Origin of the sequence: Parapedobacter indicus (genome assembly GCF_900113765.1) — a bacterium.
GTDB lineage: Bacteria > Bacteroidota > Bacteroidia > Sphingobacteriales > Sphingobacteriaceae > Parapedobacter > Parapedobacter indicus.
In genome coordinates this window covers 371,525-386,767 of sequence record NZ_FOQO01000002.1, presented here as the reverse complement: position 1 = coordinate 386,767, position 15,243 = coordinate 371,525, and the positions used below count along the sequence as shown (strand labels likewise).

10 protein-coding genes are annotated in these 15,243 nt (G+C 47.4%); 7 read left to right on the top strand and 3 right to left on the bottom strand.

The features are described from left to right. The first annotated feature begins 6 nt into the window (after positions 1-6). Genes BMZ56_RS05245 through BMZ56_RS05235 form a run of 3 tightly spaced genes read left to right on the top strand, consistent with a single transcriptional unit; the run spans position 7 to position 5,938 of the window. On the top strand, positions 7-1,473 hold the full coding sequence (locus BMZ56_RS05245) for a glycoside hydrolase family 28 protein (protein ID WP_090625785.1): 1,467 nt from the start codon (positions 7-9) through the stop codon (positions 1,471-1,473). Continuing rightward, a complete protein-coding gene (locus tag BMZ56_RS05240) occupies positions 1,470-3,764 on the top strand; it encodes a GH92 family glycosyl hydrolase (protein WP_090625091.1) in 2,295 nt (764 codons plus the stop codon). The genes BMZ56_RS05245 and BMZ56_RS05240 overlap by 4 nt, the downstream gene beginning before the upstream one ends. Then, on the top strand, positions 3,761-5,938 hold the full coding sequence (locus BMZ56_RS05235; RefSeq protein ID WP_090625088.1) for a right-handed parallel beta-helix repeat-containing protein: 2,178 nt from the start codon (positions 3,761-3,763) through the stop codon (positions 5,936-5,938). Before BMZ56_RS05240 ends, BMZ56_RS05235 begins: the two co-directional genes overlap by 4 nt. A 20-nt stretch (positions 5,939-5,958) precedes the next feature. Here BMZ56_RS05235 and BMZ56_RS05230 read toward each other — a convergent pair whose 3' ends face one another. From BMZ56_RS05230 to BMZ56_RS05220, 3 genes are all read right to left on the bottom strand, one after another. Continuing rightward, positions 5,959-7,794 (bottom strand): glycoside hydrolase family 15 protein, encoded by a 1,836-nt coding sequence (locus tag BMZ56_RS05230; protein ID WP_090625086.1) that lies wholly within the window; start codon positions 7,792-7,794, stop codon positions 5,959-5,961. Positions 7,795-7,862: 68 nt separating this feature from the next. Beyond that, positions 7,863-8,387 carry an acyl-CoA thioesterase gene (locus BMZ56_RS05225; RefSeq protein WP_090625083.1) on the bottom strand — a complete coding sequence of 175 codons (525 nt, stop codon included), beginning with the start codon at positions 8,385-8,387 and terminating at the stop codon, positions 7,863-7,865. A gap of 75 nt (positions 8,388-8,462) precedes the next feature. Then, on the bottom strand, positions 8,463-9,368 hold the full coding sequence (locus tag BMZ56_RS05220) for an SDR family oxidoreductase (protein ID WP_090625080.1): 906 nt from the start codon (positions 9,366-9,368) through the stop codon (positions 8,463-8,465). A 255-nt stretch (positions 9,369-9,623) separates the two neighbouring features. Here BMZ56_RS05220 and BMZ56_RS26135 point away from each other — a divergent pair, with 255 nt between their 5' ends. The 4 genes from BMZ56_RS26135 to BMZ56_RS05200 all read left to right on the top strand — a co-directional run bounded on the left by BMZ56_RS26135 (position 9,624) and on the right by BMZ56_RS05200 (position 15,239). After that, positions 9,624-9,806 (top strand): hypothetical protein, encoded by a 183-nt coding sequence (locus BMZ56_RS26135; RefSeq protein ID WP_369678702.1) that lies wholly within the window; start codon positions 9,624-9,626, stop codon positions 9,804-9,806. A gap of 36 nt (positions 9,807-9,842) precedes the next feature. Then, positions 9,843-10,418 carry an RNA polymerase sigma-70 factor gene (locus tag BMZ56_RS05210; RefSeq protein ID WP_245893086.1) on the top strand — a complete coding sequence of 192 codons (576 nt, stop codon included), beginning with the start codon at positions 9,843-9,845 and terminating at the stop codon, positions 10,416-10,418. Between the two features lie 108 nt (positions 10,419-10,526). Further along, positions 10,527-11,675 carry a FecR family protein gene (locus BMZ56_RS05205; RefSeq protein ID WP_177195038.1) on the top strand — a complete coding sequence of 383 codons (1,149 nt, stop codon included), beginning with the start codon at positions 10,527-10,529 and terminating at the stop codon, positions 11,673-11,675. A 240-nt stretch (positions 11,676-11,915) separates the two neighbouring features. Continuing rightward, positions 11,916-15,239, top strand: a complete 3,324-nt coding sequence (locus tag BMZ56_RS05200) for a SusC/RagA family TonB-linked outer membrane protein (protein WP_177195037.1) — start codon at positions 11,916-11,918, stop codon at positions 15,237-15,239. Positions 15,240-15,243: the final 4 nt, after the last annotated feature.

Sequence of the window (15,243 nt, the reverse complement as noted above, 5' to 3'; positions counted from 1 at the left end):
ACAAAGATGCCAACAAAACGATATATACTCAGTTTCATTTTTTTCCTGTTGATTTCTCCGGTTTTTTCAACCGAATACAATGCCTCTTTTTTCGGCATTAAATCCAATGGAACCACGCTGAACACGACCTCGATACAAAAGGCGGTCAATTTCATCAGTGAACAGGGTGGGGGTACGTTGAAATTTTATGTCGGCCGGTACCTAACGGGCACCATCGTGCTGAAACCCAATGTAACCATTCACTTGGAGGAAGGAGCCGTATTAGTCGGATCCACCAATATTTACGACTACAACATTGATACACCCAATTGTGCGCTGATTTATGGAAAAGGGGTCGACAACATCGCCATCAAAGGGAAAGGTGTGATTGACGGGCAGGGCAGGGAGGTGGCTTACCATTTGATGGATCAGATACATAATGGAATCCTCGCCGATCCGCTGGATTACGACCGTCCCCGGAACAGACGTCCGAAGGCGATCTATCTGCGGGAGTGTAGTAACGTACGGATTGAGGGTATTACCATCCGGAATGCAGCAGACTGGGTGCAGACGTACGACCAATGCGAAGACATGGTGGTGGATGGCATTACGGTAGATAGCAAAGAATTCTGGAATAACGACGGAATCGATATCGTAGATTGCAAGAATTTCAAGCTATTGAATTCATTCATCGATTCGGCGGACGACGCAATTTGCCTGAAGTCGCACGATGCTTCCAAACGCTGTGAAAACGTGGAAATCCGAAATTGTGTGGCCCGGTCGAGCGCAAACGGAATCAAGTTCGGTACCGTATCGGCGGGCGGGTACAAAAATATCCGGATCATCAACAACAAGGTCTATGACACGTTCCGTTCGGCCTTTACCATCGCTACACCCGATGGAGGGATGGTAGAGGATATATTGGTAGATAGCCTTCATGCGTACAATACCGGCAACCCGTTGTATCTGCGCATTGGTGCCCGGTGGAATAACGGAAGACAAGGCACCATCAACCAGGTGGTGATCCAGAATATGTATGTAGAAGTGGCGGCTGAGAAGCCGGATGCCGGCTATTCCTATGAAGGACCTATCGAAGACAATCCGCGGAATATATCACCATCCGGCATTGTCGGGCTGGAAGGCCAGCCGATCCGCAATGTTACCCTTCGGAATCTAGAGTTTGTCTATCCGGGTGGAGGGAATCCGAATTATGCGTATCGGGGAACCACCCAAGAAGAATTGGCCGCTATTCCGGAAATGGCGGATGCTTATCCCGAGTTTTCCCAATTCAAGGAGCTTCCCGCGTGGGGTTTCTATATCCGCCATGTGGAAGGGATTATTTTTGACAACGTTAAGCTGCGAGCAAAAGCCAACGAGTATCGGCCTGCCTTAGTATTGGATGATGTAAACGGCTACGATGTGTCTGGGTTGACCGTGGAAGAGGGAACGAATAAAAGGAAAAAACAGATCTTTGTACAAAATTCAAAGAAATGACGCGAATTTCAATCTTAATTGCGGGCGTGGTGCTCACTTGCGGCGCGGTAAGTGCACAGAAGCGACCGGTAGACTATGTCAACCCTTTGATCGGTACCGCGCGGATGGGCCATACCTTTCCCGGGGCAACCGTGCCTTTCGGGTCGGTACAGCTGAGTCCCGAAACGGATACGTTGTCGTATGAAGTGGATGGCGCATATAACAAAGATGTGTATCGGTATTGTGCAGGCTATCAATATGAGGACAAAAGTATCGTTGGATTCAGTCATACCCATTTCAGCGGTACCGGGCACTCAGACCTGGGAGACTTTTTGATCATGCCCACCGTGGGTGAACTCAAGCTGAATCCCGGTACAGCAGACGATACGCAATCTGGATACCGCAGTAAATTCTCGCATGACCGTGAGGTTTCCGAGGCAAACTATTACAAGGTGATGCTGGACGATTATAACATCACTGCCGAGCTGACCACGTCTGAGCGGGTGGGTTTTCACCGCTACACCTTTCCCAAAACGGCCGATGCACATGTTGTATTCGATCTCAAAGCGGGCATTTACAATTACGATGGTAAAAATGTCTGGACCTTTGTTCGGGTGGTAAATGATACCTTGATTACCGGATACCGGCAGACAAGCGGCTGGGCACGCACGCGTACCGTATATTTCGCGATGACATTTTCCAAACCGTTTACAAGCTACGGACGGAAAAGCTACGACAAACCGCAGGCATACAAAGGCTTTTGGCGGAAGTTTAATCAAGAGAAAAACTTTGCCGACTTAGCAGGAAGAGACCTGACGATGTATTTTGATTTCGACACGCGCGAAAACGATGAGGTGCTGGTTAAACTTGCCCTCTCGCCGGTAAGTCAGCAGAATGCCCTGGCCAATTTAAACCATGAGATTCCGCACTGGAATTTCGATTCGGTGAAAGCTGCCGGACAAGATTGGTGGAACAACGAGTTATCCAAGATCGACATCGAAACGATATCGGAAGATGATAAGGTCAACTTCTATACATCGATGTATCATACGTTCCTGGGACCAACCGTCTACATGGATGCAAATGGACAATACCGGGGACTCGATCAGGAAAACCATGTGGCAGACGGTTTTGTCAATTATACCACATTTTCCCTGTGGGATACCTTCCGCGCATTGCATCCCTATTTCAATATCGTGCAACCCCGCCGCAATGCCGATATGGTTACTTCCATGCTGGCGCATTACGATCAGAGTGTATTGAATATGCTCCCGATCTGGTCGCATTATGCAAACGATAACTGGTGCATGAGTGGATACCACGCCGTTTCGGTCATCGCTGATGCAATTGTGAAAGGTGTATATACCGGAGATGCAGAAAAGGCGCTGGAGGCGTGCATCGCCACGTCAAACCGAGTGGATTACGAAGGAATCGGCGAGTACATCCATAAGGGATATATCCCGGCAGACCTCAATAGTACCTCGGTGTCTTCAACACTCGAATATGCGTATGACGATTGGTGCATTGCACAGATCGCGAAGAAACTGGGAAAAGAAGAAGTCTATCAGGAGTATATGGAGCGGGCAGGAAATTGGAAAAACGTATTTGACGAGCGCATCGGTTTCATGCGGCCGAAAAACTCCGATGGAGAATTTGTAAAAGATTTTGATGTGCTGGACACGCACGGACAGGGATTTATCGAGGGAAATTCATGGAATTACAGCCTCTTTATCCCGCACGATCCCAACGCATTGATCACGCTGCACGGAGGTAAGGAAAAATTTGCGGGGTATCTGGACAGCCTGTTTACGATGGAGCTGCCCGATAAGTATTTCGAAAATACCGAAGATATCTCGCGGGATGGGATCATTGGCAATTATGTACACGGCAATGAACCTTCACACCATGTCGCATACCTATACAATTATGTCGGGCAACCTTGGAAGACGCAGAAACAGGTGCGGTATATCCTGAATGAAATGTATCAAGCCCGGCCTGACGGCCTCGGTGGCAACGACGACTGCGGACAGATGAGTGCCTGGTATATTTTCGGCGCACTGGGATTTTACCCGATTTCACCTGGAGCGTTAACGTACGATTTGGGAAGCCCCTTGATCAAACGTGCGGAGCTGAACCTGGAAAACGGCAACACGTTTACTGTTGTGGCCACGAACCAGTCGCCTGACCACGTATATGTTTCCAGGGTGTTATTAAACGGTACCCCCTTGAAACGGCATTATATCACGCATAAAGAGATCATGGGCGGAGGAGTATTAGAATTTGTGATGAGCAAAAAGCCGAACAAAAAGTGAAGATCGCTGTTTTGAAGATCGCTATGTTAGCGATCGCCTTTTTGATCGTGCAGGAAAGCTATGGGCAGTTCCATCCAGGCAATGGCCCTTCCCGGGAAATTTATGTGGCACCGGATGGCAATGATCACGATAAAGGGCAATTTGATGAGCCGTTTGCGACGCTGCAGGCCGCTGTGGACTATTCGCGGGTATTGAGAAACAACATCGCCGACGGCATCCCTCTTTCCATTGTGCTGCGGGAGGGCATCTACCGCATGGATGAAACGATCTATCTGGATGGCCGTGATCATTTGTTGACCATCCAGGCTTATGAAGGAGAGCATGTAGTGATAAGCGGTAGCCACAGCGTACCCCTTGACGCAATTGCGTATCGCGATGGTGTATATCAAGCTGATTTAAAAAAGGTCGGTATTACGGATTACGGCAACATCCGAAAAGTAGGCTTCGGTCGACCATATGGCCCTTCGTGGGGAGAGGTATTTGTCAATCAAAAAGCATTTCAGTTAGCACGATACCCCAACCGAGGGATGGTGCCCATTGAAGAGGTGCTGGAAACGGAATCTTTGCCCAGAATCGGGGATTATTCGGACCGAGGAGGCGTAATGCGGTATACGGAACCACGGATTGATAAATGGGCTCATGAGCCCGACCCGTGGATCGGTGGTTATTTCATGTGGGGTTATGCGGATGATATGATTCCGATAGCGAAAATCGACCCTACTGAAAAGACAATCAAAGCAGGGGCAGCTACAATGTATGGGTTTGCCGATCAAGAGGCCTATCGTACCTGGTACGGCATAAACCTGAGATCGGAGTTGGATTCCGTATATGAGTACTATGTCGACCGTGAAAAAGGTATGTTGTACTTCATCTCCGACGAAAAGCCCCATTCTGTCGAATTTTCCATGCTGGAGTCGCCATTTTTTGATGTTGCTGACACCAAGTGGTTGACCCTACGCGGGATTACATTTGAAAATGCACGTGGTATTGGCATTACAACCACGAACACACACCGTCTGCTCATCGAAGGATGTGTTTTTCAGCGCTTAGGTAGTTTGGGCGTCAGCATGGGACTGGGTGTGACGCCTTTTGAAAATTTCAGGGAGAAAGATGGAGATGTAGCAGCCAGGGGCATTGTAGGTAGTTTGCCGCAATACTTATATAACAATACAATTTTCGACAGAAAGAGCGGAAATTGGAATACGGTGCGGCATTGTATTTTCAGGCATTTGGGTAGCGGCGGCATTTCACTTGGTGGCGGCGACCGCCTCACATTGGAGAAAGGCAATAACCGGGTGGAAAGCTGTGTGTTTCTTGATAACAACCGAATAGAGAAATCCTATCGCCCGGCGGTTCATTTAAGTGGCGTGGGGAATGTGGTGGCAAATTGTGAGATATTTGATACCCCAGGGGTGGCGATGTGGCTTCATGGCAATGACCACGTTATTGAATATAATTACATACACGATATTGCAACGGAGGTCAACGACCTCGGTGCCATTTATTATGGGCGGGATCCTTCGGAGCGCGGGATTGTTGTTCGGTATAATGTGATAGCCAACATACCCGATAAATTTTTGACTGTGGGTATTTACCACGACGATGGTGCCTGCGGGTTGACAGCCTATTCCAATATCTTGATTCATGCCGGACAGCGGAGTGTGCTCATGGGAGGTGGATCTGACAACAAGTATTATAATAATCTGTTTATCGGGCGTGAAGCGGGGGTATTTATTGACGACCGGCTGCGAACGTGGGCGAAACACCTGACGATTCCGGACAGTGGCTTGTATGCAAAGCGCCTTCGTGCGGTCAACTATACCGGTCTGGTTTATAGCCTGGCTTATCCCACGTTAGCCGACTATCTCAGTACGGTACCCATGCCAACAAACAATCTGTTTAACCGCAACGTGTTCATCAACTTCAAGGAACCCGTATATGCGAAGGGCAAAAGTATGGGGTGGCGCAAAACAGCCTTGGGATTTAGTCAGAACAACGTGATTAAGAACGATGAAAACGTCTTGTCCGTTCTCGGTTCATCTGGTTTGCCCGGCGTTCTTGCGGATTTTGCAGATATATTGGATCCCATTCCGGTGGAGTTGATCGGTGTAAAGCCATCGTCTTACATCAACACTAAAAGGTCACAATTGGGTATTCAGGAGGTGGATCGGTGAGCGGATGGTCACGCATCTGTTTAAATATACTCGTTTACTTGTTTATTTCGCTGGTCGTCCAATTGTTTATTTAGGTTGAGGGCCGCGCTGATCAAGCCAAGGTGGGTAAAAGCCTGCGGGAAATTGCCCAGGTGGTCTCCCTGTATACCCAGCATTTCAGCGTAGAGACCGACGTGATTGGCGTAGCCCAGCATCTTTTCAAAATAGTGCCTCGCTTTCTGCAGTTTTCCTGCGCGCGAAAGACACTCCACGTACCAGAAGGTGCACATAGAAAATGTACCCTCGGCGCCCGAAAGCCCGTCAAAATCTTCATTTGGCCGATAGCGATAGACCAGGAAATCAGACACAAGCTGCTCCTCAATGCGGTTTAGCGTGGCGAGCCACTGGGGGTCTTTCGCTCCAATAAAGTGTACTTTGGGCATCAGCAGTGTAGCCGCATCGACGGTTGTGGCCCCCAGAAACTGGACAAACGTATTCAGCGCTTTGTTCCAGAACTGCTGGTGGATTTCGTTAAAAATGCGGTCGCGCTCGGCAAACCATTCCTCCGGCAATGGATAGGAATGTTTCAGTCCTATTTTGATGGCCCGGTCAAATGCCACCCAACACATCATCCGGGAGTATAAAAATTTCTTTTTTCCGCCACGTACCTCCCAGATTCCCTCGTCACTGATGTGCCAATTTTTGCTGAGCCAGTCGACATGCCGGCTCAGGTCCTTCCAGAATTGATAGGAAATGGATTCGACGTTTTTGTCGTATAAGTATACCGAATCCATCAGCTCACCGTAGATATCCAGCTGGATCTGCTCGTAGGCACCGTTTCCAATCCGGACGGGTTTAGAACCCCGGTATCCCTCCAGGTGGGTGAGTTCGCTTTCGCTAAGTTCTTTTCTGCCATCGAGCGTATACATCAACGTGAGGTATTCGTTGGTTTTGGATATATCGATGCATTGTTTTTCTACCCAGGCAATAAAGTCTCGGGCTTCCTTTTTGTAACCCAGGTTGATGAATGCATAGACGGTAAATGAGGCATCCCGGATCCACGTATACCGGTAGTCCCAGTTGCGGACGCCTCCAATTTCCTCCGGGAGGCCAAAGGTGGGCGCTGCCACGATGGATCCGTATTTAAAGGAGGTCATCAGCTTAAGGCAAAGTGCAGACCGGTTTACGGTTTCCATCCACCTGCCCCGATACGTACATCTTGCTATCCAATCCTTCCAGTAATTGATGGTATCAAACAAACTTTTCGTGATGAAATCCTCTAGGTTGCTGCTGGATGCCTCCGTCCGGTTTACCTGCTCCAATATGAAATCAGCCGTTTGCCCTTTTTTAAGATGAAATTCCGCAGACGCATCCCGGCCTGTTAGCCGCAGCTCGACATTGCTTTTCAAACTTAAAACGGTTTCGTCAGGCCCTTCGCTGATAAAGCGTATTTCATGCGCATTGATCGTTTCGGTCCGGTGGGTGGCGCGGGCATAGTCGAATCTGGGCGAGCAGTGCATAGCCATGTCAAATTCGCCCTGGATACAGGTAACACGTCGCACCAGCTCTTTGCCACCGTAAAGCTCTTCGACAGGCATAAAATCAGTCAGCTCCGCAACGCCATGTCGGGCTAGGAAGCGTGTCAGCAGCACGTTGGTGTCTGGGAGATAAAGCTGTTTGTATTTAATATCTTCGGTTACGGGAGCAATGGAGAAATGGCCGCCTTTTTCTTTGTCCAAAAGTGCAGCAAAAATACTTGGCGAGTCGAAATCGGGAAAACACATGAAATCAATGGAGCCATTAAGACCAACAAGGGCAACGGTGTTTAAATCTCCAATGAGTGCATAGTTCTCAATGGGTTGATAGTTGAACGGCATTTAAATCTGGTGTTTTGCCTGTTCAACAAACGGGCGTGGAAATAGTTTGAAGTTAGTATTATGTAAGGTTACTCCCGCACGACCTCTTTAAAGAGGTTTTGCAGCTCTTTGGCATCTTTTGGTTTCAATTTGCCCCCCAATACGAGTCGGAGTTCCCGGCGTTGGAGGGCTTCGTTGTATAATTTTTTTTCTTCATCGGTTTCCGGTATCAGTTGAGGAACGGCAATGGTCCGGCCATTTTGGTCGATGGCGACAAAGGTGTAAAACGCCTCGTTGGACCGCACTTTGGTACCTGAAGGTATGTTTTGCGCCCATACTACCAACCGTACTTCTACCGATGTATTGAATGCCCGTGTTACCTGTGCTTCAATGCTGATGACGTCACCCAATTTTATGGGATGCCGGAAGGATACGTTATCTACTGAAGCAGTCACCACGATCCGATTGCAATGCTTTTGGGCCGATATTGCTGCGGCGATGTCCATCCAGTGAAGCAACCGCCCACCCATGAGGTTGTTTAGCGTATTGGTGTCATTAGGGAGCACGAGCTCATTCATGATGGTATACGATTCGCGGGCAAACTTTTGAGTCATGCTGCAAAGATGGGATTATTTTTTGGGTTTTCTCGCAAAGGCGCCAAGCGCAGCGGGCGCCTTCGCGCCGGATAATTATCGCGTTTGAAGCTGCTGGTCTACCAGCGCCAATCCTTCCCGAAAGCTATGCGGGGTATAACCCAGTACCGAGCGTGCTTTGTCGAGGATAAAACCTGTGCGGGCTGGCCGTGGCGCTGCCTGGCTGAGTGTGGAAGAGCTCACTTCGCGGATAAGCGATTTATCCAATCCCCAAAAGTCGGCTACGGCGGCTACCAATTCGTCAATGGCGAAGAAATCTTCCCCTGAAATATGGAAAATCCCTTCGGCTTTTTGCTTGGCGGCCAGCAGGCATGCTTGTGCCAGATCTTCTGCCAACGTCGGCATGCGCCATTGGTCATTTACCACGTTAAGCGGTTGTCCTTTTTCCAATGCGCCTTTGGCCCAAAGAACGATGTTACTCCGACTCATATCGGCTACAACGCCATAGACGAGGATGGTGCGCAGAATCGCCCATTTGCAGGTGGATTGCTGAATGATTTTTTCAGCATCCCATTTACTTTGGCCGTATAAGCTCAGCGGATTGGGGGCCGCATCTTCGGCATACGGTCCGGCTTTGCCATCGAAAATAAAGTCGGTGGATAGGTGGACCAGGTGGATGCCGTATGTTTCACATAGCTCAACGAGCGATGCTACGGCTTCAACGTTTAGCTTCCGGCATCCTTCGGGATCGTGTTCACACGCGTCGACGTTGGTCATCGCCGCCGTATTGATCAGTACATCGGGCCGGAGTTCCGTTATGGTGTCGTGTAGCTGTTGATTGTCGAGAATATCCAGGTCGACGTAGCGATACCCATCTTTGATAGGATGCCGGTTTTCGCCGCGCGACGTAGCGATCAATTCAATGGTTTTATCCGCCAATGCTAAGTTGGTAACCTTTTGACCTAATAGGCCATTGCTGCCGGTAACGAGGATTTTGTTCATACATCGGCAAAGATAAGCATACCGATCTTTTCTATCAGCACAGTACAGGTTGCTTTTTTTTTGCGAATCTCTACCTTTGGTACCCAACGGATCGGATTACCGTATCTTGCCAATTTTAAAAACCTTAAAACGAAGAGACAATTATGAGAGAACTTGCTTGCACTACGTTCATGCTCTTGTTGGGATTGTTGGTTAATATTCACTGGTTGGCCAGCCTAGGAAATCTGGAGAAGTTTTGTTTGAGAAACATGTCCGCTGCGATACGCTTGTTTCGGAAAGAGTAATCAGGTTGATGACAATTCAGACGTTGGTTTACAGGTTATTGTTGAGGACGTGGACGGCGATGGACTGCCGGATATCGTGGTTTCTAATAAAAAGGGTGTGTTTTTTACCAGGCAAGTGGCGCGTAAGTGGACTGTAAATAGCTATCTTTGGTAACCAAATGTTAGCTTGCTTAGCGGCATATGCCATTTTATGAACCTGCTTATGCATTTTTATACGGAAAAGGCGGACGAAGACTTGCTCACCTTGCTAAGATGCGATGATGCGCTTGCTTTCGAGGAATTGTATAACCGGTATTGGAAGCGGCTTTTTATTATAGCTGCTAATCGAACGGTTCATCCAGAAGATGCGGAAGAGATTGTACAGGATATATTTACAGCATTATGGCACCGTCGGCATTCTTTAACCATCACCTCCGAGCTCGCTCACTACTTGGCTGTATCTGTAAAATATCGCGTCATCAAAATATTGGATAAGTATCACAACCAGCAACGCTATGTTGATTCATTGGTGCGAAAAGACGAAGTGGATGATTCCACACAGGAATGGCTGGCTTTTGATGAGTTGCGTGAAGAACTTGCCCATTACGTAAAGCAGTTGCCTACAAAATGTCAGCTGGTATTTAAAATGAGTCGAGAGGACGGTTATTCCCAAAAGGAAATTTCAGAAACCCTACAGATTTCTGAAAAAACGGTAGAAGCACATTTGGGAAAAGCATTTAAAATACTCCGTTCTAAGTTGGCGAGTTTTATGCTGCTGTTGCTTTAACTATCCGCTGGAAATTCCTGTCTGAATTTTTTACCTAAACTACTTTATTTTTTTTATCCGACTAAGGGATTGGTTCTATCCATGGTACCTATAAATAGATACCCTGTTATGACCAATTACAAACGACACGAAGAACTGGCTTCAAAATGGCTGAATGGCACTATTAGCGATGCCGAGAAGTTGGAATTTGCGGCATGGTATGAGGCACATCCCGATAATCGGTTCGAATTACCTGCATCGTTTGCGTCTGACGAAGAAGAGCTCAGAAAGCGGATCCTAACGAAGATCACGACGCATATGGATTTGAGTAAATCTCGTCGGATAAAATTGCGATATTATTGGATGGCCGGCATTGCCGCTATATTGTTGTTGTCGGTCTCCCTAGGTGTCTATCGATGGAACAGTAGCATAGAGAAACGAGCAGATAAACAACTGTCCTTGAAAGATGTGATGCCTGGGGGCAACCGGGCAACACTGAAATTGGCAGATGGGCGTGTCATCGATTTAAGTGCCAATCAACCGGGCATTATTGTAGGAGATGAGATTTCCTATTCCGATGGTAGTACAGTGTTTGACGGTACTGTGTCGGAGGGAACGTTACAACTCACTACGCCGAAAGGAGGACAATATCAACTTATGTTGCCCGATGGCTCCAAAATATGGCTGAACTCAGCTTCTTCTTTACAATACCCAGAAAGATTCGATGGCGATTTGCGGGAAGTAGAGCTACTAGCTGGCGAGGCTTATTTTGAAATCGCTCGGCAAAAGAATCGTGAAACTGGAAAAATAATACCTTTTCGGGTGAAAACCGAAGACCAGACAATAGAGGTGCTTGGGACCGAATTCAATGTGAACGCATACAAAGATGAAAATGATATCAAGACGACTCTTTTGGGAGGATCGGTCCGTGTTGTTGGCAACCGGAATTCGTCGGCCGTACAGATTTTGAACCCAGGAGAACAGGCTATATTAAGGAAGGACCATTTTGCTGTTCAAAAAGTGAATGCCGAAGAATTTGTTGCTTGGAAAGATGGTTTCTTCTATTTTAATGACGCAGATGTTCATGAGGTGATGAGGCAATTTGAGAGATGGTATGACATAGAAGTTCAATACGAAAGGAGTTTCTCGGATGATTTGTTCGTAGGAAAGATACCTCGAAATGTCAGCTTGTCGATTGCTTTGGAAGTATTGAAAAACGCAGGGATAAATTTTGAACTAAAAGATGAACATCACTTGATCGTGAAACCACGGGAATAATAACAGGTTATTTATTTTTTAAACGAATATTATATGGAAAGAAGTAATAGGTAATTTATTGGATAGGTTTACGGCACAAAATGGCCGGCAGTGCTCGCAACACTTCCGGCCAATGAGTCTGGGTAAACCGACATCAAATTAATTCTTGGAATAGTATAATTGATTGACAAACCCAAACCATACAAATGTATGTATTTAGAACGAATATTCTATTTTTTACCACGTATAAACCGACGCATTATGATGCGCGTGAATTTCATCGTTGCATTGCACATCCTAGGTTATGTCCAACTTTCCGCTCATGTGTTTGGACAACGTATTACGTTACATGAACGCGCTGTTACCTTGGAATATGTATTGAAAGAAATCGAAAAGCAGAGCAATTACACGTTTTTCTACAACAAGAAGGAATTCGTCGACTTCGGTCCCGTTACTGTTTCCGTGAAAAATCACCCGATACATGATGCCTTGGAGAAAGTGTTCGGCGATAAACCTTATGTATTCAATGTGACTGGCAACGTAGTCGTTTTACGAAGGACAAAGGAAACCAAGGATGAAGAAAAGCCGATGTTACGGAAACCGGAAACCAATCAGCGCGACATCCGCGGAAAAGTAGTCGATTCGCTTGGAAACCCGCTTGAAGGAGTGTCTGTCTTGGTAAAAGGAACGTCCCGCGGATCGGCGACTGACAGTGACGGTCGGTATTACATCCTAGCTCAAACAGGTGAAGTGTTAACCTTCCGAAACGTAGGTTTTTTGGTGCAAGAAGTTGTAATAAGTGAAGGCCAAATGTCGGTGGATGTTATCCTTCACCCGGAATTTTCTGACCTAGATGAAGTAGTCGTAGTGGGCTATGGGACGCAGCGGAAAGCCGATATTACAGGGTCTGTTGCTACCGTCTCTGAAAATGTGATACAAAGCAGGCCGGTTAGTTCGTTTCAGGATGCCCTGCAGGGGAGAGCTAGTGGTGTCCAGGTGAGGCAGGGCGGTGGCGACCTCAGCGGAAAGTTCTCCATTTCTATTCGGGGTATCGGCTCCGTAACCGGAAGCAACGACCCCTTGATTGTAGTTGATAATGTACCGCTGTTCAGTGCTGATTTCTCGACAATAAATCCGAAGGACATCGTTTCAATCGACATCTTGAAAGATGCTTCCGCAACCGCCATATACGGATCTAGGGCCGCTAACGGTGTCATTATCATCACGACCAGAAAAGGTCAGGCAGGTGGGAGCCAGTTTGTTTTTAATACAGATATCGGTGTCGAAAACATCACGCGAATGTACGACGTGATGAGTACAGAACAACAGCGGTTACTGTTCGTGGAGGCTTTTAAGAACTCCGGTAGGGATATATCCGTATACGAGGATCTTGCGCATCCCGCGTGGCAGGTCGACACAGATTGGCAGGATCTAGGCACCCAAACGGGGTCAAGACAAAACTACAATCTAGGATTCAGTGGCGGTACGGAAAAAACTCAATATGCGGGATCTGCCTCGTATTTGGACAGAACAGGTACGCTGATTAATTCCAATTTGAAATCTTGGTCGCTCAGGGTTAACCTCAATTCTAAGATCAATGACTGGCTTCGACTTTCTACAAATCTTACCGGAAGTCACCAACGGCAAAACGTGCTGAACAACGATTCTTGGGGCTCGGAAGGCTTCCGTAGCTTGGTATACCAACATTCGTTTACCGAACCTTATGATGAAGCCGGTAACTTGACCGCAATTAATACCACCGCCGCCCCGTATTTCGGGGCTAACGAAAATCCGCTTATTAATGTCCTGCTGCCGACACGAAACGACAACGTGACGCGAATTCTCGGTAATACAAAAATAGATATTGATGTGGCCAAGGGATTAGTTATTTCGGGTAACATCGGCGGAGATATTGTACTTGGCGATAACTACGTTTATTTGCCGGTTTATCAAATCGGTTTGTTTAGCCGGGACGAAGGAAGTGTGACGGTGCCTAATAATCAACAAATTAATTGGATATCCGATTTGACGCTCAACTACGAGCAAAAAACCGGTCGGCACAATTTCAAAGGCTTGTTAGGCTTTTCCGCGCAGCAGTTTCTGACCAAAAATAACAGCGTAACGGGAACCGGAACTATTGACAATGCCTTAGACCAACTGTCCAACCAGACCAATTTCAATGCGACTGGTTCCGAAGTTCGCGCTGGGTTAGTTTCGACATTCGTTAGATTCAATTACGACTACGGCGGTAAGTACCTGCTTACTGCGACCGTGCGTAGGGACGGGTCTTCCAAATTCGGCGCCGATCGGCGGTACGGCATTTTCCCGTCGGGCTCCGTCGCATGGCGCATTTCTCAGGAAGATTTCCTAAAAGACGCTCCGTTTATCAATGACCTGAAACTTCGGGTAAGCTATGGCCTGACCGGTAATCAGAATATTGGTGATTTTGCATTTATTACCCGCGCAGGAGCTGCACCGTACGTCTTTGGAAACAGTGTCGTAGTAGGTAATGTGCCTCAAAATATAGGAAACCCCAACCTGCAATGGGAAGCAAATAAGCAGCTAGACGCGGGTATCGACGTTTCCGTGCTTGATGGAAGGTTTCATGCAACGGTGGACTATTATCATAAGCAGTCCGAAGATTTGTTGGTATCGACACCCATACCACTTACATCGGGCGTGAGGCAGGATCCGATCATCAATCAGGGATCGGTCAAGAATACAGGTGTCGAGCTCGCATTGGGGGGCAACGTGCTTACAGGAACGGTCTCGTGGGCATCAGAATTTAATATCTCCTTTAATAAAAACCGAGTGATTGATATCGGCAATAATTCGATCGGGCAACCCCTGGAAATCCCAGGTGAAAGTATCCCGCTCTCTAATCAGCCGACCAATCTGACCCGCGCAGGAAATTCGGCTGCTGCATTCTATATGTATCAGTACATCGGTGTATGGCAATTGGGAGAAGAAGAAGAGGCTGATCGGTGGTCTGACGCCGTTCCCGGAGACCCCCGCTATGCCGATCTGAACGGAAATGGTGTGTTTGACGTTGGAGACAAAACGTTCGTGGGAACTCCGCATCCTAGGTTTTTCGGCGGGTTCAACAATACCTTTGCTTTTAGAAATGTGTCGTTATCGATATTCCTTGATTATGCAGGAGGTTATCAAGTTTACAACACCGCCCGGAACCTCTTTTCACGAGGTGTTCCCTTTGTACAGAATTTTGCCGAAGTAGCCGATTTCTGGACACCGGAAAATCCCAGTAACACGGTTCCGAGGCCTTCACAAGGTGGAAATACGACCACCTTAGCAACGATGGTGTCCACCCGGTTCCTTGAGGACGCCGATTTTTTACGGATTAAGGATGTCAGAATTTCTTACGAACTTCCTTCCCGTTTATTAACAGATAAATTTTTAAAAGCGCTGCGATTCACGATTTCCGGCACCAATCTTTATACATTTACGAAATATGAAGGCCTTAATCCAGAGGCATCCAGCCGGATCAGCTTGCTTTCGGCGGGGATTGACTATACGCCATATCCGCAGTCGAGGTTGATTTCTCTCGGACTTAGCGCAACTTTTTAACCGC

What these genes read in the sequence shown, in the direction of transcription:
- BMZ56_RS05245 (WP_090625785.1), top strand. Translation starts at nt 7, where the DNA reads ATGCCAACAAAACGATATATACTCAGTTTCATTTTTTTCCTGTTGATT.
- BMZ56_RS05240 (WP_090625091.1), top strand. Translation starts at nt 1,470, where the DNA reads ATGACGCGAATTTCAATCTTAATTGCGGGCGTGGTGCTCACTTGCGGC.
- BMZ56_RS05230 (WP_090625086.1), bottom strand. Translation starts at nt 7,794, where the DNA reads ATGCCGTTCAACTATCAACCCATTGAGAACTATGCACTCATTGGAGAT.
- BMZ56_RS05225 (WP_090625083.1), bottom strand. Translation starts at nt 8,387, where the DNA reads ATGACTCAAAAGTTTGCCCGCGAATCGTATACCATCATGAATGAGCTC.
- BMZ56_RS05220 (WP_090625080.1), bottom strand. Translation starts at nt 9,368, where the DNA reads ATGAACAAAATCCTCGTTACCGGCAGCAATGGCCTATTAGGTCAAAAG.
- BMZ56_RS05210 (WP_245893086.1), top strand. Translation starts at nt 9,843, where the DNA reads ATGAACCTGCTTATGCATTTTTATACGGAAAAGGCGGACGAAGACTTG.
- BMZ56_RS05205 (WP_177195038.1), top strand. Translation starts at nt 10,527, where the DNA reads ATGACCAATTACAAACGACACGAAGAACTGGCTTCAAAATGGCTGAAT.
- BMZ56_RS05200 (WP_177195037.1), top strand. Translation starts at nt 11,916, where the DNA reads ATGATGCGCGTGAATTTCATCGTTGCATTGCACATCCTAGGTTATGTC.